This window comes from Pseudomonas sp., assembly GCF_048265905.1.
In the GTDB taxonomy this organism is placed as follows: Bacteria; Pseudomonadota; Gammaproteobacteria; order Pseudomonadales; family Pseudomonadaceae; genus Aquipseudomonas.
Genome location: NZ_JBLXAP010000015.1, coordinates 25,704 through 45,839 on the forward strand (window position 1 = coordinate 25,704; position 20,136 = coordinate 45,839).

Annotated in this window: 16 protein-coding genes and 3 tRNA genes; 2 read left to right on the top strand and 17 right to left on the bottom strand. The window is 54.6% G+C overall.

The window, feature by feature from the left end; translation table 11 throughout:
• Nucleotides 1–157 precede the first annotated feature (157 nt).
• Nucleotides 158–1,600, bottom strand: coding sequence for a magnesium transporter (gene mgtE, locus ACN0UH_RS17105; protein WP_417663187.1), 1,443 nt, complete (start codon nucleotides 1,598–1,600; stop codon nucleotides 158–160).
• 457 nt (nucleotides 1,601–2,057) lie between these two features.
• Between mgtE and bamE the strand changes: the two genes are divergently transcribed.
• On the top strand, nucleotides 2,058–2,537 hold the full coding sequence (bamE, locus tag ACN0UH_RS17110) for an outer membrane protein assembly factor BamE domain-containing protein (protein ID WP_417663188.1): 480 nt from the start codon (nucleotides 2,058–2,060) through the stop codon (nucleotides 2,535–2,537).
• 81 nt (nucleotides 2,538–2,618) lie between these two features.
• Here the strand turns inward: bamE and ACN0UH_RS17115 are convergent.
• The 16 genes from ACN0UH_RS17115 to ACN0UH_RS17190 form a co-directional block, all read right to left on the bottom strand.
• Nucleotides 2,619–2,695: transfer RNA gene (locus ACN0UH_RS17115), tRNA-Arg, on the bottom strand.
• Between the two features lie 71 nt (nucleotides 2,696–2,766).
• A tRNA-Arg gene (locus ACN0UH_RS17120) sits at nucleotides 2,767–2,843 on the bottom strand.
• 107 nt (nucleotides 2,844–2,950) lie between these two features.
• Nucleotides 2,951–3,041 (bottom strand) — tRNA-Ser (locus ACN0UH_RS17125).
• A 61-nt stretch (nucleotides 3,042–3,102) separates the two neighbouring features.
• On the bottom strand, nucleotides 3,103–3,288 hold the full coding sequence (gene csrA, locus ACN0UH_RS17130; protein ID WP_010490393.1) for a carbon storage regulator CsrA: 186 nt from the start codon (nucleotides 3,286–3,288) through the stop codon (nucleotides 3,103–3,105).
• A gap of 186 nt (nucleotides 3,289–3,474) precedes the next feature.
• On the bottom strand, nucleotides 3,475–4,710 hold the full coding sequence (locus ACN0UH_RS17135) for an aspartate kinase (RefSeq protein ID WP_417663189.1): 1,236 nt from the start codon (nucleotides 4,708–4,710) through the stop codon (nucleotides 3,475–3,477).
• An 82-nt stretch (nucleotides 4,711–4,792) separates the two neighbouring features.
• On the bottom strand, nucleotides 4,793–7,417 hold the full coding sequence (gene alaS / locus ACN0UH_RS17140; RefSeq protein WP_417663190.1) for an alanine--tRNA ligase: 2,625 nt from the start codon (nucleotides 7,415–7,417) through the stop codon (nucleotides 4,793–4,795).
• Between the two features lie 226 nt (nucleotides 7,418–7,643).
• Nucleotides 7,644–8,648, bottom strand: a complete 1,005-nt coding sequence (gene ltaE, locus ACN0UH_RS17145; RefSeq protein WP_417663191.1) for a low-specificity L-threonine aldolase — start codon at nucleotides 8,646–8,648, stop codon at nucleotides 7,644–7,646.
• A 150-nt stretch (nucleotides 8,649–8,798) separates the two neighbouring features.
• On the bottom strand, nucleotides 8,799–9,806 hold the full coding sequence (gene astE, locus ACN0UH_RS17150) for a succinylglutamate desuccinylase (RefSeq protein ID WP_417663192.1): 1,008 nt from the start codon (nucleotides 9,804–9,806) through the stop codon (nucleotides 8,799–8,801).
• Nucleotides 9,807–9,910: 104 nt separating this feature from the next.
• A complete protein-coding gene (locus ACN0UH_RS17155) occupies nucleotides 9,911–10,198 on the bottom strand; it encodes a topoisomerase II (protein WP_089359228.1) in 288 nt (95 codons plus the stop codon).
• Nucleotides 10,199–10,212: 14 nt separating this feature from the next.
• Nucleotides 10,213–11,562: an N-succinylarginine dihydrolase gene (astB, locus tag ACN0UH_RS17160; RefSeq protein WP_417663193.1), complete on the bottom strand. Its 1,350-nt coding sequence runs from the start codon at nucleotides 11,560–11,562 to the stop codon at nucleotides 10,213–10,215.
• A complete protein-coding gene (gene astD, locus ACN0UH_RS17165; protein WP_417663194.1) occupies nucleotides 11,559–13,022 on the bottom strand; it encodes a succinylglutamate-semialdehyde dehydrogenase in 1,464 nt (487 codons plus the stop codon). Before astD ends, astB begins: the two co-directional genes overlap by 4 nt.
• A 72-nt stretch (nucleotides 13,023–13,094) precedes the next feature.
• Nucleotides 13,095–14,111, bottom strand: coding sequence for an arginine N-succinyltransferase (gene astA, locus ACN0UH_RS17170; RefSeq protein WP_417663195.1), 1,017 nt, complete (start codon nucleotides 14,109–14,111; stop codon nucleotides 13,095–13,097).
• 9 nt (nucleotides 14,112–14,120) lie between these two features.
• On the bottom strand, nucleotides 14,121–15,140 hold the full coding sequence (gene aruF, locus ACN0UH_RS17175) for an arginine/ornithine succinyltransferase subunit alpha (protein WP_417663196.1): 1,020 nt from the start codon (nucleotides 15,138–15,140) through the stop codon (nucleotides 14,121–14,123).
• 188 nt (nucleotides 15,141–15,328) lie between these two features.
• A complete protein-coding gene (locus ACN0UH_RS17180; RefSeq protein WP_417663197.1) occupies nucleotides 15,329–16,549 on the bottom strand; it encodes an aspartate aminotransferase family protein in 1,221 nt (406 codons plus the stop codon).
• Between the two features lie 237 nt (nucleotides 16,550–16,786).
• A complete protein-coding gene (locus ACN0UH_RS17185) occupies nucleotides 16,787–17,995 on the bottom strand; it encodes a patatin-like phospholipase family protein (protein WP_417663198.1) in 1,209 nt (402 codons plus the stop codon).
• A gap of 58 nt (nucleotides 17,996–18,053) precedes the next feature.
• Nucleotides 18,054–18,992, bottom strand: coding sequence for a lipid A biosynthesis lauroyl acyltransferase (locus ACN0UH_RS17190; RefSeq protein WP_417663199.1), 939 nt, complete (start codon nucleotides 18,990–18,992; stop codon nucleotides 18,054–18,056).
• A gap of 313 nt (nucleotides 18,993–19,305) precedes the next feature.
• On the opposite strand from ACN0UH_RS17190, the gene minC reads away from it, so the two are divergent.
• Nucleotides 19,306–20,052, top strand: coding sequence for a septum site-determining protein MinC (minC, locus tag ACN0UH_RS17195; RefSeq protein ID WP_417663200.1), 747 nt, complete (start codon nucleotides 19,306–19,308; stop codon nucleotides 20,050–20,052).
• Nucleotides 20,053–20,136 lie beyond the last annotated feature (84 nt).

The window sequence follows — 20,136 nt, forward strand, 5'->3', positions numbered from 1 at the left end:
CAAACCCCTTAATATTGGTGAATATGCCCTCACAAGGGCACCAACTCTAGGCCGAACCAACGTCAGGGCTACAGATAGCAAAGCAAGAAGGTGAACAGCTAGACAGTGCCTGCATCGGGAGCCAGACAACTCCCGGATGCAAGAACTGGAATTAGCCCTAGATAAGGAACAATGAAGCCAGCCCGAGGAAGATAAAGAAACCGCCGCTATCGGTCACGGCAGTAATCATTACGCTAGCCCCCAACGCAGGGTCACGCCCCATGCGCACCAACGTCATCGGAATCAGCACACCCATCAATGCTGCAAGCAACAAATTGAGGGTCATCGCTGCGGTCATCACTATGCCCAGCGAGTAACTGTCATAGAGAATCCAGGCCACAGCGCCAATCACGCCTCCCCAAACCACTCCGTTGATCAGTGACACCGCCAGCTCTTTGCGCAGCAAGCGCGAGGTATTACCGGTACTCACCTGATCCAGCGCCATCGCACGCACGATCATGGTGATCGTTTGGTTACCGGAGTTACCACCAATACCCGCAACAATCGGCATCAGCGCCGCCAGCGCCACCAGCTTCTCGATCGATCCCTCAAACAGACCAATCACGCGTGACGCCATGAAGGCGGTGATCAGATTGATCGCCAACCATGCCCAACGGTTACGCAGTGATTTCCAGACCGAGGCGAAGATATCCTCTTCTTCGCGCAGACCCGCCATATTGAGGACTTCGCTTTCGCTTTCCTCACGGATCAGGTCGACCATTTCATCGATAGTCAAACGACCAATCAGCTTGCCGCCTTTATCCACCACCGGCGTTGAAATAAGGTCATAGCGCTCGAATGCCTGGGCGGCGTCGTAGGCATCTTCGTCCGGATGAAAACTCACCGGATCGGTGGCCATGACTTCACGGACTATTTTTTCTGGGTCATTAACCAACAAACGCTTAACTGGCAAAACACCTTTAAGCACGCCGTCGTGATCGACGACGAATAATTTATCGGTGTGCCCCGGCAGCTCTTTCAAGCGGCGCAGATAACGCAACACGACTTCAAGGGAGACATCCTCGCGGATGGTCACCATTTCGAAGTCCATCAACGCACCAACTTGATCCTCTTCATACGACAACGCTGAGCGGACGCGCTCACGCTGTTGCGCATCAAGGGTTTCCATCAGCTCGTGAACAATGTCACGCGGCAACTCAGAGGCCAGATCAGCCAGCTCGTCAGCGTCCATCTCCATGGCGGCTGCAAGGATCTCGTGATCCTCCATGTCAGCCAGCAAGGTCTCACGAACCGCATCGGACACTTCAAGCAGGATATCGCCGTCACGCTCTGCCTTGACCAACTGCCAAATCGTCAGACGGTCTTCAAGCGGCAGGGCTTCGAGGATGTGCGCAACGTCAGCCGAGTGCAGCTCATCGAGCTTGCGCTGGAGTTCGGCGAGGTTTTGCCGGTGCACCAGGTTTTCAACCAGGTCCCGGTGATGGCCTTCCTGACGATGCGCCAGGTCTTCAACGAGCTTTTGCTTATGCAACAGCTCAACCACCTGAGCCAGGCGATCCTGCAGGCTTTCTTGTGGCTTTTTAGCTTCTACTTCAGTCATGTGGCGCACTCCATCCCCAGCGACGGTGCACGCCAAAGGGGATCAATCAGTCAGTCCGTGATTGCACAATCGAGATTCGATGTAACTACTGGGTAAGTCCATGGTGGTATTCCACTAGCCTCGGCGAGGCTGACGCAAACGATGATAACACTGCTAAGACGCATTGCACGTTACAAAAGTTTCCAAGAACAAATGGTTACACGGAAAACCTCAGCGCTGGAATAGCTCGCCAATGCTGCCGGAATCACGCAACACAGCTTCATGCAAACCAACACTAACGACACCTGACACAACTTCGCACGACAACGCTGTCCATTAGCTAGGCTGCTGAACGAAGCATGGATCAACGTTAATAGATCTTGCCCAGCAATGCGACGCACGTCCAAAGATGCAAGACACTTAAACGGTAAACAGCCAAGCGACTCACGAGCATTGCGACCGTCAAGGAGGACGATCCATGCATAAGTTTGCGCCCTTTGCGCTTTGCACGCTATTAACCCTGCCATCGAGCCTATATGCGGCGAATGTTTTTCGCTGTGAAGACAGCCAAGGCAACCTGACATTCACCGGCCACGGCTGCCCCACTGAGCATAGACAACAGCTTGAGAACCCGCGAAACCTGACTCCAAGTAGCGGCAAGCCCACGCCAATGGCAACGCCCAAACCCCGTACCCGCAAACAAACCAATGCGCCTGCAACGGTTGTCGGGGAACGCCAGGACGGCTGTGGCAATCGCGTCACAGGCAAGCTAAGGCGCACTGCGATTATAAAAAAACAGATACTGGCGGGAATGACCAAAGCCGATGTCGAGAGCGCGCTAGGCAGCCCCTACCGGGTCGATCGCAGCAATGGTCGTCTCACCTACTTCTATCAAGACCTGCAAGGCAACAAGAGCAAAGTCAGCTTTGATCAAGCAGGCTGCGTCAAAGGCAAATAAATGCACGACCCATGATTAATATTTTTTACCCGCAACGAAAAAAGGCCTGCATCGCTGCAGACCTTTTTTTGTACCGCTATATGGTGCACTCAGGAGGATTCGAACCTCCGACCGCTCGGTTCGTAGCCGAGTACTCTATCCAGCTGAGCTATGAGTGCATTTGTGCTTTTTTAAACCAGTTCACCTCTGGTTAAACTAGAAGCCTTACCGAAGCAAGACAACTTGAATATGGTGCACTCAGGAGGATTCGAACCTCCGACCGCTCGGTTCGTAGCCGAGTACTCTATCCAGCTGAGCTATGAGTGCACTAAAGCGTGCGCATTATAGGGAACTTAAAACTAAATTCAACCGTTAAATTTAATAATTTCAATAACTTATCAAACTAACGAGGACCAACCCTATACTGCAAAATATGGCGGAGAAGGGGGGATTCGAACCCCCGACACCCTTTTGAGATGTACTCCCTTAGCAGGGGAGCGCCTTCGGCCACTCGGCCACCTCTCCGCAACACGGGGCGCATGATAACCATGTTTTCCCCGTTTGCAAAGCCAAAATTTCAATTAAATTAATGGCTTGGTTCTTCGTCTTTCTCTTTTTGGATTCGCTGGTAAATTTCTTCACGGTGCACGGCTACCTCTTTCGGGGCGTTAACCCCAATGCGCACCTGATTACCTTTGACGCCAAGCACGGTGACAGTGACTTCATCACCCACCATTAGGGTCTCTCCGACCCTACGAGTCAGAATCAGCATTCCTTTCACCTCATGGAAATTGAACGGGACAACAGTCTGCAAATATAAAATGGTGTCGGCGCTACGAATTACAAGTAAAGCCTTCACCCAAGTATTGACCAGTAAAGCAGAAAAAAAATTTCCCGCCCTCGCGATCAAAAAAGACAAAAGGCGCGGGTTTGAGTCGCGCCTTCTGAATATCCTGATCTAGTCGCCCTGACGAGTCGGGGCATCTAGATCGAAAGCTGTATGCAACGCGCGCACTGCCAACTCCAGATACTTCTCTTCGATAACCACCGAGACCTTGATCTCAGAAGTCGAAATCATCTGAATATTAATATTCTCCTTAGCCAATGCTTCAAACATTTGACTGGCGACGCCCGCGTGCGAGCGCATGCCAACACCAACAATCGAGACTTTAGCGATTTTGGTATCACCGACTACCTCACGAGCACCGAGCTCACGCGCGGTGTTTTCCAACACCTGCTGAGCATTCAGGTAATCATTGCGGTGCACAGTGAAGGTAAAATCGGTGGTGTTATCGTGCGCGATGTTCTGCACGATCATGTCCACTTCAATGTTGGCTGAGCTAATCGGCCCAAGAATCTTGAAAGCAACGCCCGGAACATCCGGAACTCCACGGATAGTCAGCTTGGCTTCGTCGCGATTGAAAGCGATGCCGGAGATGATCGGCTGTTCCATGGTTTCCTCTTCATCAATAGTAATGAGGGTACCTGGCCCCTCTTGGAAGCTGTGCAACACGCGCAGCGGAACGTTGTACTTGCCCGCAAACTCAACGGCGCGAATTTGCAGCACCTTCGAGCCCAAGCTGGCCATTTCAAGCATTTCTTCAAAAGTAATCTTGTCCAGGCGCTGAGCCTGCGAGACAACCCTTGGGTCAGTGGTGTAGACACCATCAACATCGGTGTAAATCTGGCATTCATCGGCTTTTAATGCCGCAGCAAGCGCAACACCAGTGGTGTCCGAGCCACCGCGCCCCAGCGTGGTGATGTTGCCGTGCTCATCGACCCCCTGGAAACCTGCAACCACAACCACACGCCCTTCCTTAAGGTCGGTACGCAGCTTGTGATCATCGATCTGTAAAATTCGCGCCTTATTATGCGCGCTATCAGTCAAAATTCGTACCTGATTACCGGTGTACGAAATAGCTGGAACACCACGCTTAATCAGGGCCATAGCCAACAGGGCGATAGTCACCTGCTCACCCGTTGAAACCATGACATCCAGCTCACGCGGAACTGGTTGGTCGCCAATCTGCTTGGCCAACTCAATCAGACGATTGGTTTCGCCACTCATGGCAGAAACCACGACGACGATATCATCACCGCGTTCACGGAATTTCTTAACCTTTTCGGCAACCTGCTCGATACGCTCGACAGTGCCGACTGAGGTGCCTCCAAACTTCTGTACGATCAAAGCCATTTCAATGTCGCCTAAGCCCTCGAAGGGCACCCATTAAACCTGTAACCGCCCGCCAGCATTGGACGAGCACAAATCGCAGCTGTTACAGACCCTGCTCGACAAAGGTGGCCGCAAGTGCCAGCGCAGCGTCCACAGCACCAACATCCACACCGCCACCTTGCGCCATATCCGGACGTCCACCGCCCTTACCACCTACGGCTGTTGCCGCTTGTTTCATCAGGTCACCGGCCTTGAGTTTGGCGGTCAGATCCTGAGTTACACCCGCGACCAGTACGACCTTGTCGTCGAGCACCCCGCCGAGCAGGATCACTGCACTGCCGAGTTTATTCTTGAGTTGGTCAACCATCGCTAGCAAAGCCTTGCCATCAAGGCCGTCAACTCGGGCGCCAAGCACCTTGACGCCTTTGATCTCAACTGCCGAACCAGCCAAGTCGTTACCGGCCGCACTGGCGGCCTTGGCCTTGAGCTGCTCAAGCTCTTTTTCCAGCTGACGATTGCGCTCGATCACGCCAGATAATTTATCCAACAGGTTTTCACGACTGCCTTTAACCAGTGCAGCAGCTTCCTTTAATTGCTCTTCGGCACCATTTAAATAGGCAAGTGCCTGCGCACCGGTAACCGCTTCAATTCGACGAACACCAGCAGCCACACCGGCTTCGCTGATGATTTTGAACAAGCCAATATCACCGGTACGTGAAACGTGAGTACCGCCACACAGCTCAACCGAGAAGCCACCACCCATGGTCAATACACGCACATCGTCGCCGTACTTCTCGCCAAACAAGGCCATAGCGCCTTTGGCTTTGGCAGTTTCGATATCGGTTTCGTCGGTCTCGACTTCGCTATTCTTACGCACTTCGGCGTTGACGATGTCTTCCAGCGCTTTGAGCTGCTCTGGTTTGATCGCCTCAAAGTGACTGAAGTCGAAACGCAGACGCTGGCTATCAACCAATGAGCCTTTCTGGGTAACGTGATCACCCAATACCTGGCGCAGCGCGGCGTGCAGCAAGTGTGTAGCCGAGTGGTTCAAAGCAGTCGCCTGACGTACCTCCGCAGCCACTTCAGCCTTGACCGATGCGCCAACAGCCAAGCTGCCTTGAGTGATGATGCCGTGGTGCAGGAATGCGCCACCCGCCTTGGTGGTATCACGCACATCAAAGCGCACACCGGCACCTTCCAGATAACCGCTATCACCGACCTGCCCGCCAGACTCTGCATAGAAAGGCGTTTGATCGAGAACAACCACGCCCTCCTCGCCCGAAGCCAGCGTGTCGACAGACTGACCATCTTTGAACAAAGCGATAATCTTGCCGCTACCCGAAGTGCCCTCGTAACCGAGGAAACGCGTGTCGCTGTCGATCTTTACCAGGTTGTTGTAATCCATGCCGAAGGAGCTAGCCGAACGCGCACGTTCACGCTGAGCCTGCATTTCGCGCTCAAAGCCCTCTTCGTCAATGGTCAGCTCACGCTCACGAGCGATGTCAGCCGTGAGATCAACCGGGAAACCAAAGGTGTCATACAGCTTGAATACCACATCACCCGGAATCACATTGCCTTTAAGCTCGAGCAAGTCTTGCTCGAGAATCTTGAGGCCCTGCTCCAGGGTTTTGGCGAATTGCTCTTCTTCGGTTTTCAGTACCCGTTCGATATGCGCCTGTTGCTGTTTAAGCTCAGGAAAGGCCTCGCCCATCTCAGCCACCAGCGCCGCAACGATCTTATAGAAGAAGCTGCCTTTGGCGCCCAGCTTGTTGCCGTGGCGGCATGCGCGACGCACGATGCGACGCAGCACATAGCCACGGCCTTCATTCGACGGGGTAATACCGTCAGCAATCAGGAAGCAGCACGAACGGATGTGATCAGCCACAACCTTTAGCGAAGCCTGGCCTTCATTGGCACAACCAATGGCTTTGGCCGAAGCATTCAACAGGCTCTGGAACAGGTCAATATCGTAGTTCGAGTTGACGTGCTGAAGCACAGCGCTAATGCGCTCAAGACCCATACCGGTATCAACACTTGGCGCTGGCAGTGGGTGCATTACACCGTCTGCAGTGCGGTTGAACTGCATGAATACGTTATTCCAGATTTCAATATAGCGATCGCCATCTTCTTCAGGCGAACCCGGAGGACCACCCCAGATGTGTTCGCCATGATCGAAGAAAATCTCGGTGCAAGGGCCGCAAGGACCGGTATCACCCATCGCCCAGAAGTTATCCGAAGCATATGGCGCACCTTTATTGTCGCCAATGCGGATCATCCGCTCAGTTGGCACACCCACTTGCTGAGTCCAGATATCAAAAGCTTCGTCATCGCTGGCGTAAACCGTGACCCAAAGTTTTTCCTTTGGCAGATTCAGCCACTTATCGGACGTCAGAAACTCCCACGCGTAATGAATCGCATCACGCTTGAAGTAGTCGCCGAAGCTGAAATTGCCGAGCATCTCGAAGAAGGTGTGATGACGTGCGGTGTAGCCGACGTTTTCCAAATCATTGTGCTTACCGCCCGCCCGCACACATTTCTGACTGGTGGTAGCACGGGTGTAGGCGCGTTTTTCCAGGCCAAGAAAGCAATCTTTGAACTGATTCATACCCGCGTTGGTAAACAGCAGGGTCGGGTCGTTACCCGGAATCAGTGAGCTTGAGGCAACGCGAGTGTGCCCCTTCTCTTCGAAGAAGCGGAGGAAGGCTTCACGGATTTCTGCGCTTTTCATAGGCTTTTCCACGGAATTAGGCGATATTTCGTAGCATTCAAAGCATAGAAGGCGGCGACTAATATCAGCCAAAACAGCTCAACTACGCTCATGACATAAGGTAAACACACGCTCCAGAGCAGGTTACAGGCGCAAATTCAGCGCACGCGAACAAATGCCGGAGCGACGGCAAAGGGCCGCATTATATAGGGCCTGAGCAATCGGTACAGTGTTTGTGCGATAAAGGTCAAGATTGTTTGAAATCAGCAAAGCCTTTAAGCACCCGCTTGATGTCATCAGCACTGACATCCAGATGCGTCACCATACGCAAACGCGCAGCGGCCGTGAGTTTAACGCCACGCTCGGCAAAAAAGCTCTTCAGCGCACCCGCCTGCTCACCAACCTGCGCGTAAACCATGTTAGTTTGCACCGGTTCAACGCTATAACCCAACGCCCGCAAGCCTTCGCCGAGCGCCTGAGCATTGGCATGATCCTGCGCCAGACGCTCAACTTGGTGCTCCAGCGCATACAAACCTGCCGCCGCGAGCAACCCGGCTTGGCGCATCCCGCCACCCACCATTTTACGCAGGCGCCGAGCCTTGCCAATAAACGCTTCGGAACCACAGAGAACCGAGCCGACAGGCGCGCCAAGGCCTTTAGATAAGCACACAGATACAGAATCGAAGTGACGGGTTATTTCCCGCGGCTCAACACCCAGCTTGACTGCCGCGTTGTACAGGCGCGCACCATCAAGATGCAGGCTGAGACCATGCTGGTGAGTAAATTCACGCGCAGCGGCCAGATACTCCAAGGGCAAGACTTTACCTTGCATGGTGTTTTCCAGAGCCAGCAAACGGGTGCGGGCAAAATGGAAATCATCCATTTTAATCGCCGCGGCGACCTTGGTCAGATCCAGCGAGCCATCCGCTTCACCTTCAATCGGTTGTGGCTGAATTGAGCCCAACACGGCTGCGCCACCGCCTTCATACTTATAAGTGTGAGCTTGTTGGCCGACGATATATTCATCGCCCCGCTGACAGTGCGCCATCAGCCCAAGCAGATTGCTCATGGTTCCGGTCGGGACAAACAGACCGGAATCAAAGCCAAGCTTATCTGCCAAATAGACTTCAAGGCGGGTGACGGTTGGGTCTTCACCGTACACATCATCACCCAATTCCGCCGCCTGCATTGCTTCGCGCATGCCAGAGGTTGGTAATGTAACTGTATCGCTGCGCAGATCGATAATTGGCATGGTCAGGGTTTCCTTGAAGTCGCCAGAAATGACTAAAGCACTGATGCTAAAGGCTGTCAGCGTGACTCACAAGGTACAGCTACGGGTAAAAAGGCCTGATCAAACGCAGTGTAGAGCGGGTTGCAGAACCGGGTTCAGATGCAACCCAAACTAGGCGAGCTCAGCGCCATCGCTGGGCACTATCAGTATTCCGGCACGTAAACCATTTTTTACCGCAGGGTTTGGGAAGATGATCCGCTCGCCCTGTTCAATCACCCAGCACACATCGCCAGCGTCTTCAGCCAGCACGTAACCCACTGGCAACTCGCTGAAATTCTCGATATCAGCTGGCAGGTGAAACCTGAATGCATCGCTATGCTTGATGACTTCACGGGCGACAGTGAATATTTGCAAACCGTCGAGCCCTGCAGTTTCCTGCTCGGGTTCTTGGCCTTCGATAATCTGCTGCATGCGCGCTTCCAACAGGTCAAGATTGACTAGTTGGTTATCGCCAAAGGCCCGCGCCTTGCCCAGTTCCAAGGTGAAAGCTTCTGCATTCAAGGTTTCGTAAGTAAAAGCGCTAAAAGTGATTGAGCGCTTACGCTGCAGGAGCACCGCATCAATACCGCCAGCGTTTAGACGCTCCAGCTCTCGACGCGAATGCGCGCGCCCCTCAACCCAGGGGTACATTGCAAACTGCTCGATTTTTGAACCACGGATTGCCGTGTGCAAATCGTAATGCAAGCGTGAGCGCTCAGGATCACGGAAAAACGCTGTAGCCAGATGTTCAAGCTCACTGGCGCGAATGGCCTCAAAGCCTTCGGCCTGTTCGTGGCGACCATTGAACAAACGGTTAAGGTCCTGCTCAATGTAACGCTCGCCCTGGCGAATAGCCTGCGGATTGCCGAATAGGATCAATATCCGCACACGCGGCTTGATTTCACTGCGGGCAATTTGATGAAGTAGGCGATCGAGCAACTCGATAGGCGCCGTTTCATTGCCGTGAATACCGGCAGACAACAGCAGATCAAGGCCATTGTCCTTGCCCGCTGGCGGGGTAATTTCCAGCGCGCCCTCGGCCAACCAACGCAAACGCGTGCCTTCGGTAGTTACCTGGATCTTCGTTGCAGGCTCACGCCCCGCCAACGTCAGTTCAAGCAGTTTTCCTAAGGCAAGCATATAAAACTCCGATTATCTGCCCAGAGAAACCGGGCCAAGGCCAAGTCTTCTAGAGGTTCAGCCAGACAGAACCGGCTACACCGGCTCTGTCACAACTGACTGGCTTAGTGGTTGCAGTCTGGGCCGTGCACATGACCCTCGCCATCATCAAGATCAGCGCTTTCCATTTCCAGCTCAAGGCTAACCAGGTTGGTTGCCAACGGGCGCAGCAGCAAATTGGCGTACTCGGTGTCACCTTCAGCGACATCTACACCGATCATCAACTGGTTGTTACCGACTTGTTGAATCCACACTTCTTTACCCTGCCAGACAACAGCAAAGCGCGTGCAGGAAGTTTCCAGCTGGGTGCCGTCTGTGTCTTCAAGAATCAGTTGCAGGGCATCATTGGACATGGTCAAAGCTCTCTTTAAGCGAGTTGGAATGAATAAACCGAGCCTAGTTTAAGGATCTGCGTCAAATCATCCAATGCCGTGCGGCATTCAATTAGCAATTGCGGGTCAGCCAGATCATTTTCGCTCAAGCGATCACGGTAGTGTTTATCGACCCAAACATTGAGTGTGTCATACAAACTCGGGGTCATGATCACACCCTGATTAACCGCTTGCAGCTCACTGTCTTTAAGCGCTACGCGCAAACGCAGGCATGCAGGACCACCGCCGTTTTGCATGCTTTGCTTAAGATCAAAGACCTTAACTTCACGAATAGGCCCGTTGCCGCTAGTCAGTTGCTGCAGGTAATTCCAGACGTTGGAATTATTGCGGCACTCTTCGGGAACGATCAGCAACATGCCGCCATCGGCACGACTCAGCAATTGGCTGTTGAACAGGTAGGATTTGACTGCATCATCAACCGTGACCGCATCGCGAGGCACGCACACCGGTTTGAAGTTCGCACCACGGCGCGCCAGCTTGTCAGCAAGCTCAGCCAGTACTGTGTCTGCGTCGAGGAAGGCATCCTGGTGATAGAACAGCACCTCACCATTACCGACGGCAATCACATCGTTATGGAACACGCCCTGATCGATCACTGCGGGCGTTTGCTGTGCGTAAACCACGCCGTCATCACTCAGACCATGCAAGCGCGCAATCGCCTGCGAGGCTTCAAGGGTTTGCCGAGCCGGGTAGTTTTGCGGCGCCGGGAAACGGCTGTCGAATGCGCTGCGCCCGAACACAAAGAATTCAACGCCTGCGTCACCGTAATCTTTGCAAAAACGCGTGTGGTTAGCTGCGCCTTCATCACCAAACTGGGCAACCGCTGGCAATGCCGGGTGATGGGCAAAGTGCTGCTGATCAACAAACATACCCGCCAGAATACGGCTGGTTGTCGGGTGTTCGATCGAGCGGTGAAACTTGCAATTAAGGTTGGCCGCCGTGAAATGCACACGCCCATCAGCGGTATCCGCACTCGGGCTTACCGTGCAGGCATTGGCGGTCCACATGCTCGATGCCGAGCAGCTTGCCACCAACAATGGCATGGCCTCTTTAGCCGCGCGACTGATCACCTCTGCGTCAGAGCCGGTAAAGCCGATAGCGCGCAACACATTGACGTCCGGCCGCTCTTGCGGAGCCAGTACGCCCTGCTTGAAGCCCATGTCCATCAGCGCCTTCATTTTGGTCAGGCCCTGCTTGGCAGCCTCTTTCGGGCTGGAGCCAGCTTGACTGTTACTTTGTGATGCGACGTTGCCATATGACAGGCCGCCATAGTTGTGCGTCGGCCCAACCAAACCATCAAAGTTCACTTCAAACGCATTGCTCACAGGCTTACTCCCGGGGTCAGAGTGGCAGGCAGGCTCAGGGTTTCAGTCTCCAGCGAAGCAACCGGGTAGGCGCAGTAATCGGCAGCGTAATAGGCGCTTGCACGATGGTTGCCCGAAGCTCCCACACCGCCAAAAGGTGCAGTGCTTGCAGCGCCGGTCAGCTGCTTGTTCCAGTTGACGATACCCGCGCGGCTTTCAAGCCAGAACTGCTCATAACGGGCTTTAGAGTCAGACAACAACCCCGCAGCCAAACCGAACGCAGTGTTGTTGGCCTCACGAATTGCATCGGCAAACTGGTCGTAGCGAATCACCTGCAACAGTGGGCCAAAGAACTCTTCATCGGCACGCTCAGCCACAGCGGTCACATCGATAATGCCTGGTGTTAGTAACGCTGCAGTCGCCGACGGCTGAGTCATTTCCAGCAATGCAGTGGCGCCATTAGCCAATAACTGCTGCTGCGCCGTCATCAAGTGCTGCGCTGCCGCCAAGGAAATCACCGACCCCATAAAGGGTGCTGGCTGGGCATCAAAGGCAGCAACTTTGATATCCGCTGCAACACTGACCAGACGCGCGAGCAAGGCATCGCCCCACTCGCCTTGCGGCACCAGCAAGCGCCGTGCACATGTGCAGCGTTGACCCGCTGAGATAAACGTCGACTGGATAATGGTGTAAACAGCTGCATCCACATCAGCCACCTGATCAACCACCAGCGGGTTATTGCCGCCCATCTCCAGAGCCAAAATCTTGTCTGGGCGACCCGCAAACTGACTGTGCAATAGGTTGCCGGTGCGGCTAGAACCAGTGAAGAACAAACCGTCAATGGCGTTATTCGCAGCCAGCGCCACGCCAGTTTCACGCGCACCTTGCACCAGGTTGAGCACGCCTTCGGGCAAGCCCGCTTCGATCCAGCACTTAACCGTGATCTCAGCAACTTTTGGTGTCAGCTCGCTGGGTTTGAACACCACCGCATTACCGGCCAGCAAGGCCGGCACGATATGTCCATTGGGCAGGTGACCGGGAAAATTGTAGGGGCCAAATACCGCCACGACACCATGCGGCTTGTGGCGTAACACAGCAGTTGCATCCGCCAATGGACCGCTCTTTTCGCCGGTGCGCTCACGGTAGCTCTGTACCGAAATCGTCACTTTATTGACCATACTGCTGGCTTCTGTTGCCGACTCCCACAACGGCTTGCCGGTTTCTTCACCGATAGCTCGAGCCAACTCATCGGCATGTTGTTTGAGGGTAGCGGCAAAGGCTTCAAGCACTTCAATACGTCGCTCAAGGCCGAGCAACGCCCAAGCAGGGAATGCAGCGCGAGCGGCTTCAACCGCAGCATTGACCTGTTCTGCGCTGGCTTCACGACCTTCCCAGAGTACATCCTGAGTCACCGGGTTTAGCGATTGAAACGCCGCGCCCCGCCCGTAGTGCCAACGCCCTGCAATGTAATGAGTGCTCATCTTGTTTTACCACTCCCAGCAATTCTCGCGATCCGGCGAAACACCGAATGCCTGATTCGTATTAGCCCCGACTTAACCGCGCGCCGACAAACTGACTGCTCGCACCTGATCGCCCGCCGACAACTGCAAACGCTTGGCGGTCAAAGCATCAACCACCAAAGTGCCAGCCGCCAAACGAGCTGGTGCCGCCGTGATTCGGCAGTTCTCGCGCTTACGGTTATGTATGACGAAGGGGCTTGCATCGTCGCCCGGTGTGCCAATCGCCAGCACCAGTGTCTGACTGTCACGCACGGCACGGATTTTCTGCGTTTCGGCTTCAACCGCGGGGCCAGCATCAAAGATGTCAACATAGCCCTGATAACTGAAGCCTTCACCTTTGAGCATCGTCAGCGCAGGCTCGGTATCGGGGTGCACACGGGCGATGCTGTTACGCGCATCCTCGGAAAGAAAGCAGGTGTACAGCGGAAACTTAGGCATCAACTCAGCGATAAAAGACTTGTTACCAACACCGGTGAGGTAATCCGCCTGACTGAACTCCATCTTGAAGAAATGGCGCCCCAAGCTCTCCCAAAATGGCGAGCGGCCATGCTCATCCGACATGCCGCGCATTTCAGCCATGACCTTGTCGCCAAATAGTTCAGGGAATTCGGCGATAAACATAAAGCGCGCTTTCGACAGCATGCGACCGTTGAGACCTGTACGGTGGTCGGCACGCAAAAACAGCGAGCACAGCTCAGAGTTACCGGTCAGGTCATTGGCCAAAAACAGCGTCGGGATCTGCCGGTGAATATTCAATTCCTGCGAGGCACTAACCGTCAGGCCGACTCGGTAGTTGTACCAAGGCTCACGCAGACCAACCGCGCCCGCAACGGCGGAAATACCAACCACTTCGCCGTCATCGGTTTCAAGCACGAACAAATAATCAGCATCGGCCCGCTCGGCTTCGCCACGGAAGGTTTTTTCAGCCCAGCCAACTCGATGCGACAAGCGCTCTTCGTTGGCTGGTAACGTGGTCAAGCCTGCGCCGGTACTGCGCGCCAGGTCGATAAGGGCCGCGAGATCGGCACTGCGTACTGGACGAACGATCATGCTGACTCCTTAAATCGCGACCAAACGGACGCTGACGCCTTCACCGACACCCAAGGCCTCGGCGGTTTGCATATCCAGAGTGACCGGACGACCCGGCACCCAATCCAACTCAACAACGATGGCGCGAAAATCCTGCAGTTGGCCGTTACTGACCAGATACATGCGCCCGCCACCTTGCACGTGCTCTCCCAAAAGCACTGGCACCATTCGGCTCTGGGCGATGGTACGAATACCCGAGGTGCGCGCATGTAGTGTTGGGCCACCGTCGAAAATATCGATGTAGTGATCGGTCTCAAAACCTTCGCGCATGAGAATGTCGAAGGTAATTTGCGCACGTGGATGCACCTGCCCCATGGCTTCTTGGGCGGAGTCAGGTAACAGCGGCACGTATATTGGGTAATGCGGCATCAATTCGGCGAGGAAGGTGCGGCTCTTCAAACCACACAGGCGTTCAGCCTCGGCGTAGTTCATGTCGAAGAAATTACGCCCAACCGCATCCCAGAATGGCGAATCACCCGACTCATCACTGTGGCCGACAATCTCAACCACAACCGCATCGGCAAAACGCTCAGGATGCGTGGCGACAAACAGTAAACGGGCGCGGGAATTAAGCTCGGCAAATACAGTACTGACCAACGGCCGCTCGACATAAAAGCTGGTCAACAGGCTGTTGCCGGTCAAGTCGTGACACAACGAGAGCACGTGGGTTTTGTTGTGAATCTTCAGCTCGCGCGAGTTATGCACAAAGGTTTCGTTGCGAAAGCTGTAGAACGGCTCGGAATAACCGGTCGACGCCATGATCCCCGAGCAACCCACCAAGCGGCCGGTTTCGGTGTCTTCAAGCACAAAAAAATAGCTTTCTTCGCCGTTAAAGCTGACTTCAGCTGCAAACGAGGCTTCAGACGCCTCGATTTTGTCACTGAGGCGGCCAATGTCGTCCGGCAGTGAAGTCACACCAACCGGGCTGTCCGCGGCCAGACGCTGTACTTCCGCAAGGTCAGCCATTTGCGCGGGGCGCATCACCAGCATGGTGTCACTCCTTTCAAGAAAAGCCCCAGAACACTCGCGCAGAGTGGGCTGGAGAAAACCGCCGCCAATGGCTGCAGCACACAAGATATTCGTCCCTGAGACGTCTCAGGCGATCCATTTGGCCTGAGCAACAGAACAGCAGACAACACACCCGCCAACCGCAATAACGGTTGGCGGGCGAGGACAAATCACGCCTGAGTCAGTTTGGCGACTGCACGTTCAAAGCGCGCCAGGCCTTCATCGATATCAGCATCTTCAACCACCAGGCTCGGCGCGAAGCGCACCACATCCGGGCCTGCTTGCAGAACCATTACATTTTCAACGGCAGCCGCCTCAAGAATGGTTTTAGCTTTGCCCTTCCACGCGTCGCTCAGTACGCAACCGATCAACAAGCCCATACCGCGAACTTCAGTGAATACGCCGTACTGCTGGCCGATCTGCTCAAGCTGGTTTTTGAAACGCTCGTGCTTACCGTGTACACCAGCCAACACCTCTGGAGTATTGATGGTGTCGAGAACCGCTTCCGCCACCGCACAGGCCAGCGGGTTGCCGCCGTATGTCGTGCCGTGAGTGCCGACAGCCAAATGTTTGGCCAGCTCATTGGTGGTGAGCATAGCCCCGATTGGGAAGCCGCCGCCCAACCCCTTGGCGCTGGACAAGATGTCAGGGGTAACGCCGTAGTGTTGGTAGGTAAACAGCGAACCGCTACGGCCCATACCGCTTTGCACTTCATCGAAAATCAGCAGCGCATTGTGCTTGTCGCACAGCTCGCGGGCGCCTTGTAGGTAAGCCAGATCAGCCGGAACTACGCCGCCTTCGCCTTGAATCGGCTCAAGCACGACCGCGCAGGTTTTGTCCGAAACAGCAGCTTTCAACGCATCAAGGTCGTTGTACGGGATATGGCTGATGCCTTTGATCTTCGGACCAAAACCATCGGAATACTTCGGCTGCCCGCCCACACTGACGGTAAACAGCGTGCGGCCATGAAAGCTGTTAACTGCCGCGATAATCTCGAATTTGTCTTCACCAAACTTATCGAAAGCAACGCGACGGGCCAGCTTGAAAGCGGCCTCGTTGGCTTCAGCGCCGGAGTTACAGAAGAACACCCGCTCGGCAAAGGTTGCATCAATCAGCTTTTTAGCCAGGCGCAGCGCAGGCTCATTGGTGAACACGTTCGACACGTGCCACAGCGTATTGGCCTGCTCTGTCAGCGCCTTGACCAGCGCTGGATGTGCATGACCAAGCACGTTAACCGCAATGCCGCCGGAGAAGTCGATCAGCTCACGACCACTCTGATCCCAGACTCGCGACCCTTCACCGCGCACAGGAATAAAAGCAGCGGGCGCATAGTTCGGAACCATAACCTGATCGAAATCGGCGCGTTGCACCGGGTCGTGCTGAACAGACATCTGAACTCTCCTGACAAGGAAATACCTACTTTTAGCAGCAGGTGATGGGAAGGATTGTAGGGATTGCAATGCGGATGGCATTGCCGTCATGCGACAACTTCTTATAGCGCCATCCCTCGAATAACCGATGCTTATGGAAATGCGACACAAAGCATCGGTATGGCGCAGTTTAAACTGCTGCCCCCAGCACATGCGCCTTGCGCTGAGATTTTTTTCACTGAACCGACCGGTTACGTTTTAAATCAGTACCTGCTCAACCGGAAGCGGATTATGCGTAGAAGTACCGCCCAGCGACAAAAATGCGCAAAGTTTAGCTTTCTGCGCCATGGCATCCTGATAGCCAAGTTCGATCAGTTCACTGCAATAACCGGGTTCAAACAATAAATAGCTGAGCACCCCTGCACCGCTATCGCGGGTTGCCCCGGGGCCGCGTAAAAACAGACGCACCGAGGCAGGCATTTCGCTGCGATGGCGCGCCGCGATCTCATCCAGCGGCTGACTAGGCGCAATAACTAACACCTCAACCGGTTTCAGATGGCTCACCTGCTGCTGTTCCGGCGTGAGCATGCCGCTCAGGTGGTTAATCCTTTCCAGCAGTTCAATATCACCCTCAAGGCTGTCAATAAAGGTGCTATTGAGTAGGTGCCCGCTAATCTGCGCCAGTGTTGGCGGCTTTGCGGCGCCGTTATGCCTCGGCATATGGATCGCACGCTCTTGTTGAAAGTGATCACTCACCCCCACCACAAGTACTCGATTCGCGCCTAAGTGCAGGGCAGGACTGATCGGCGCAGACTGACGCACAGCACCATCACCAAAATACTCGTTATTGATTTTGACCGGAGCAAACAGCAGTGGAATCGCCGAACTTGCCAGCAAGTGATCAAGGCCAAGACGAGTCGGAATCCCGATGCGTCGATGCCTGAACCACGAGTCAATGGTGGCCCGACCTTGGTAGAAGGTGACCGCCTGCCCTGAATCATAGCCAAAGGCGGTAATTGCAACTGCATTCAACTTACGGCTGCGCACCGCTGCGGATATCCCAGTGAAGTCCAGTTCGTTGACCAGCAACTCTTTCAAGGGAGAACTATTAAGCAGCGCCACCGGAACACGTCCGCCAATCCCCAGCACGCTGTTGCCAATGAATCGGCTGGCCTGCGCCAGCACGCCAGACCAATCACTGCGATACACATCAGCTGTACTGAAACTCTGCCAGACACAGCTCAGACGCTGCACCGCTTGAGCAAAATGCATCGCCCCACAAGCCAGGCTGACTGCATTGATAGCGCCCGCCGAAGTGCCGACGATGACCGGGAAAGGATTGCTTTGTGGGTCCGGCAACAAATCAGCAATCGCCGACAACACCCCAACCTGATAGGCCGCCCGCGCCCCACCGCCCGAGAGAATTAACCCGGTAACGGCTTCGTTCTTGCTGGGCATCATGGTCATCCGTACACCTTAAATAATTCCGTCAGTATAGAGAATCGACCGCTGCGGCCAGTCCGCGTTACTTGCGCTTGCGCTTTTTATAAAGCTTGGGCTCACCCACTGGACGTGTTTTGAAGCGCCGGTGCGCCCACAGATATTGCTCAGGGCAAGCGCTAACCGCTTGCTCAACCCACTGATTGATACGCAAGCAATCAGCTTCTTCATTTTCACCGGGGAAATCACTCAACGGCGGATGAATCACCAGCCGGTAACCATTGCCATCAGCCAGACGTTCCTGAGTAAAGGGCAACACCCGGGCACGACCTAAACGGGCGAACTTGGTCGTCGCCGTTACGGTTGCGGCCTGCACTCCAAACAACGGGACAAAAACACTTTGCTTGCGCCCGTAATCCTGATCAGGCGCGTACCAGATGGCGCGCCCAGCGCGTAGCACCTTGAGCATCGCCCGCACGTCTTCACGCTCAATCGCTGTGGCATCAAGATTGTGCCGCTCACGCCCGCGCCGCTGTATGTAGTCAAACACCGGGTTATCGTGCTCACGGTACATGCCATCAATCGTATGCTGCTGCCCCAACAGCGCCGCGCCGATCTCAAGGGTGGTGAAATGCAGCGCCATCAAAATCACCCCCTGACCTTCAGCCTGGGCTTGTTGCAAGTGTTCAATACCCTCGACTTTAGCCAACTTCGCCAAGCGCGGCTTTGGCCACCACCAGCTCATGGCCATTTCAAAAAAGGCAATTCCGGTTGATGCGAAGTTTTCACGGATCAGACGCTCACGCTCAACATTACTCATCTGCGGATAACACAGCTGCAAATTACGCGTGATGATCTCGCAGCGCTCTTTAGCGAAGACCTGCATCACCGCGCCGAGCATGCGCCCCAAGCAGAGCAGCACCTTGTATGGCAACTGCACGATCAGCCACAACAAACCAAGCCCAAGCCACAGCGGCCAGAACCTTGGATGCAAAAACTCGCGGCGAAATACGGGACGATCCATGAACAATTCCAATCAAAAGCACAATTGGCCGGCATTCTATCAGGACTTTCCTCTCTGCCTGTTGTCTATGCCGGTGTGCGAGAATTGACCCGCAGCTTTTACAACCCGCTCATGCAGTCTGCTTAGCCAAAGTGGCTATATATAAAAGTGGCTATATATAGATGCACGGTGATCAATACTAGCGCGATGAAAAGCACCCGGCCGCTTGCGGCCCAGCGACGTTCTCGCTATAAACCCCACAGCTTCTGTCATTGCGCGTGAGCAGTTACCTTGCTCACGCTCAGCTCAACCGAAAAGGCGTTCCAGGCACACCATGAGTCAAGCTGACCTACTCGACCAAGTTCCAGTTTTCCAACTAAAAGGCAGCATGCTGGCCATCACCGTGATGGAGCTGTCGCGCAACGACAGCGCGCTGCTTGATCAACAACTGGCCGCCAAAGTCGCCCAAGCACCTAATTTCTTCAGCAACACGCCACTGGTGCTGGCGGTGGACAAGCTACCCACCACTGAATCCAAGCTCGACCTCAACGAGCTAATAGCCGTTTGTCGCAAGCATGGTTTGCGCACCCTGGCCGTGCGCGCCAGCAGCGAAGAGCATATTGCCGCGGCCAACGCACTGGATTTGCCAGTGCTACCACCATCTGGCGCGCGTGAGCGGCCGCTCGACCCAGCCCCCGCGCCCGTCGAGAAAAAACCTGAAAAACCGCAAAAACCTGCCGAGCCAGAGCACAAACCGACTAAAGTTGTGACCAGTCCTGTACGTGGCGGGCAGCAAGTCTACGCTCAAGGCTCAGATTTATTGGTTTTGGCACCGGTCAGCGCCGGGGCGGAACTTCTCGCCGATGGCAACATCCATGTTTACGCACCTATGCGCGGGCGCGCCCTTGCAGGAATCAAGGGCAACCTCAAAGCGCGTATTTTTTGCCAGCAGCTGGGCGCAGAACTGCTCTCGATTGCCGGCCATTACAAGGTGTCCGAAGATCTTCGGCGCGATCCGTTGTGGGGTAAAGGGGTTCACGTCAGCTTGTCTGGGGATGAGTTGAACATCACCCGTCTTTAACGGATACTGCCGCCAATTTCTAGGACACATATAAGGGCATCTGGACGCCTCTCAAGGCAGAACGATTCCCGCTTTTATTTCACA

What these genes read in the sequence shown, in the direction of transcription:
- ACN0UH_RS17190 (WP_417663199.1), bottom strand. Translation starts at nt 18,992, where the DNA reads ATGGATCGTCCCGTATTTCGCCGCGAGTTTTTGCATCCAAGGTTCTGG.
- ACN0UH_RS17135 (WP_417663189.1), bottom strand. Translation starts at nt 4,710, where the DNA reads ATGGCTTTGATCGTACAGAAGTTTGGAGGCACCTCAGTCGGCACTGTC.
- astA (WP_417663195.1), bottom strand. Translation starts at nt 14,111, where the DNA reads ATGATCGTTCGTCCAGTACGCAGTGCCGATCTCGCGGCCCTTATCGAC.
- minC (WP_417663200.1), top strand. Translation starts at nt 19,306, where the DNA reads ATGAGTCAAGCTGACCTACTCGACCAAGTTCCAGTTTTCCAACTAAAA.
- ltaE (WP_417663191.1), bottom strand. Translation starts at nt 8,648, where the DNA reads ATGCCAATTATCGATCTGCGCAGCGATACAGTTACATTACCAACCTCT.
- ACN0UH_RS17185 (WP_417663198.1), bottom strand. Translation starts at nt 17,995, where the DNA reads ATGACCATGATGCCCAGCAAGAACGAAGCCGTTACCGGGTTAATTCTC.
- ACN0UH_RS17155 (WP_089359228.1), bottom strand. Translation starts at nt 10,198, where the DNA reads ATGTCCAATGATGCCCTGCAACTGATTCTTGAAGACACAGACGGCACC.
- astD (WP_417663194.1), bottom strand. Translation starts at nt 13,022, where the DNA reads ATGAGCACTCATTACATTGCAGGGCGTTGGCACTACGGGCGGGGCGCG.
- mgtE (WP_417663187.1), bottom strand. Translation starts at nt 1,600, where the DNA reads ATGACTGAAGTAGAAGCTAAAAAGCCACAAGAAAGCCTGCAGGATCGC.
- ACN0UH_RS17180 (WP_417663197.1), bottom strand. Translation starts at nt 16,549, where the DNA reads ATGTCTGTTCAGCACGACCCGGTGCAACGCGCCGATTTCGATCAGGTT.
- aruF (WP_417663196.1), bottom strand. Translation starts at nt 15,140, where the DNA reads ATGCTGGTGATGCGCCCCGCGCAAATGGCTGACCTTGCGGAAGTACAG.
- csrA (WP_010490393.1), bottom strand. Translation starts at nt 3,288, where the DNA reads ATGCTGATTCTGACTCGTAGGGTCGGAGAGACCCTAATGGTGGGTGAT.
- alaS (WP_417663190.1), bottom strand. Translation starts at nt 7,417, where the DNA reads ATGAAAAGCGCAGAAATCCGTGAAGCCTTCCTCCGCTTCTTCGAAGAG.
- bamE (WP_417663188.1), top strand. Translation starts at nt 2,058, where the DNA reads ATGCATAAGTTTGCGCCCTTTGCGCTTTGCACGCTATTAACCCTGCCA.
- astE (WP_417663192.1), bottom strand. Translation starts at nt 9,806, where the DNA reads ATGCTTGCCTTAGGAAAACTGCTTGAACTGACGTTGGCGGGGCGTGAG.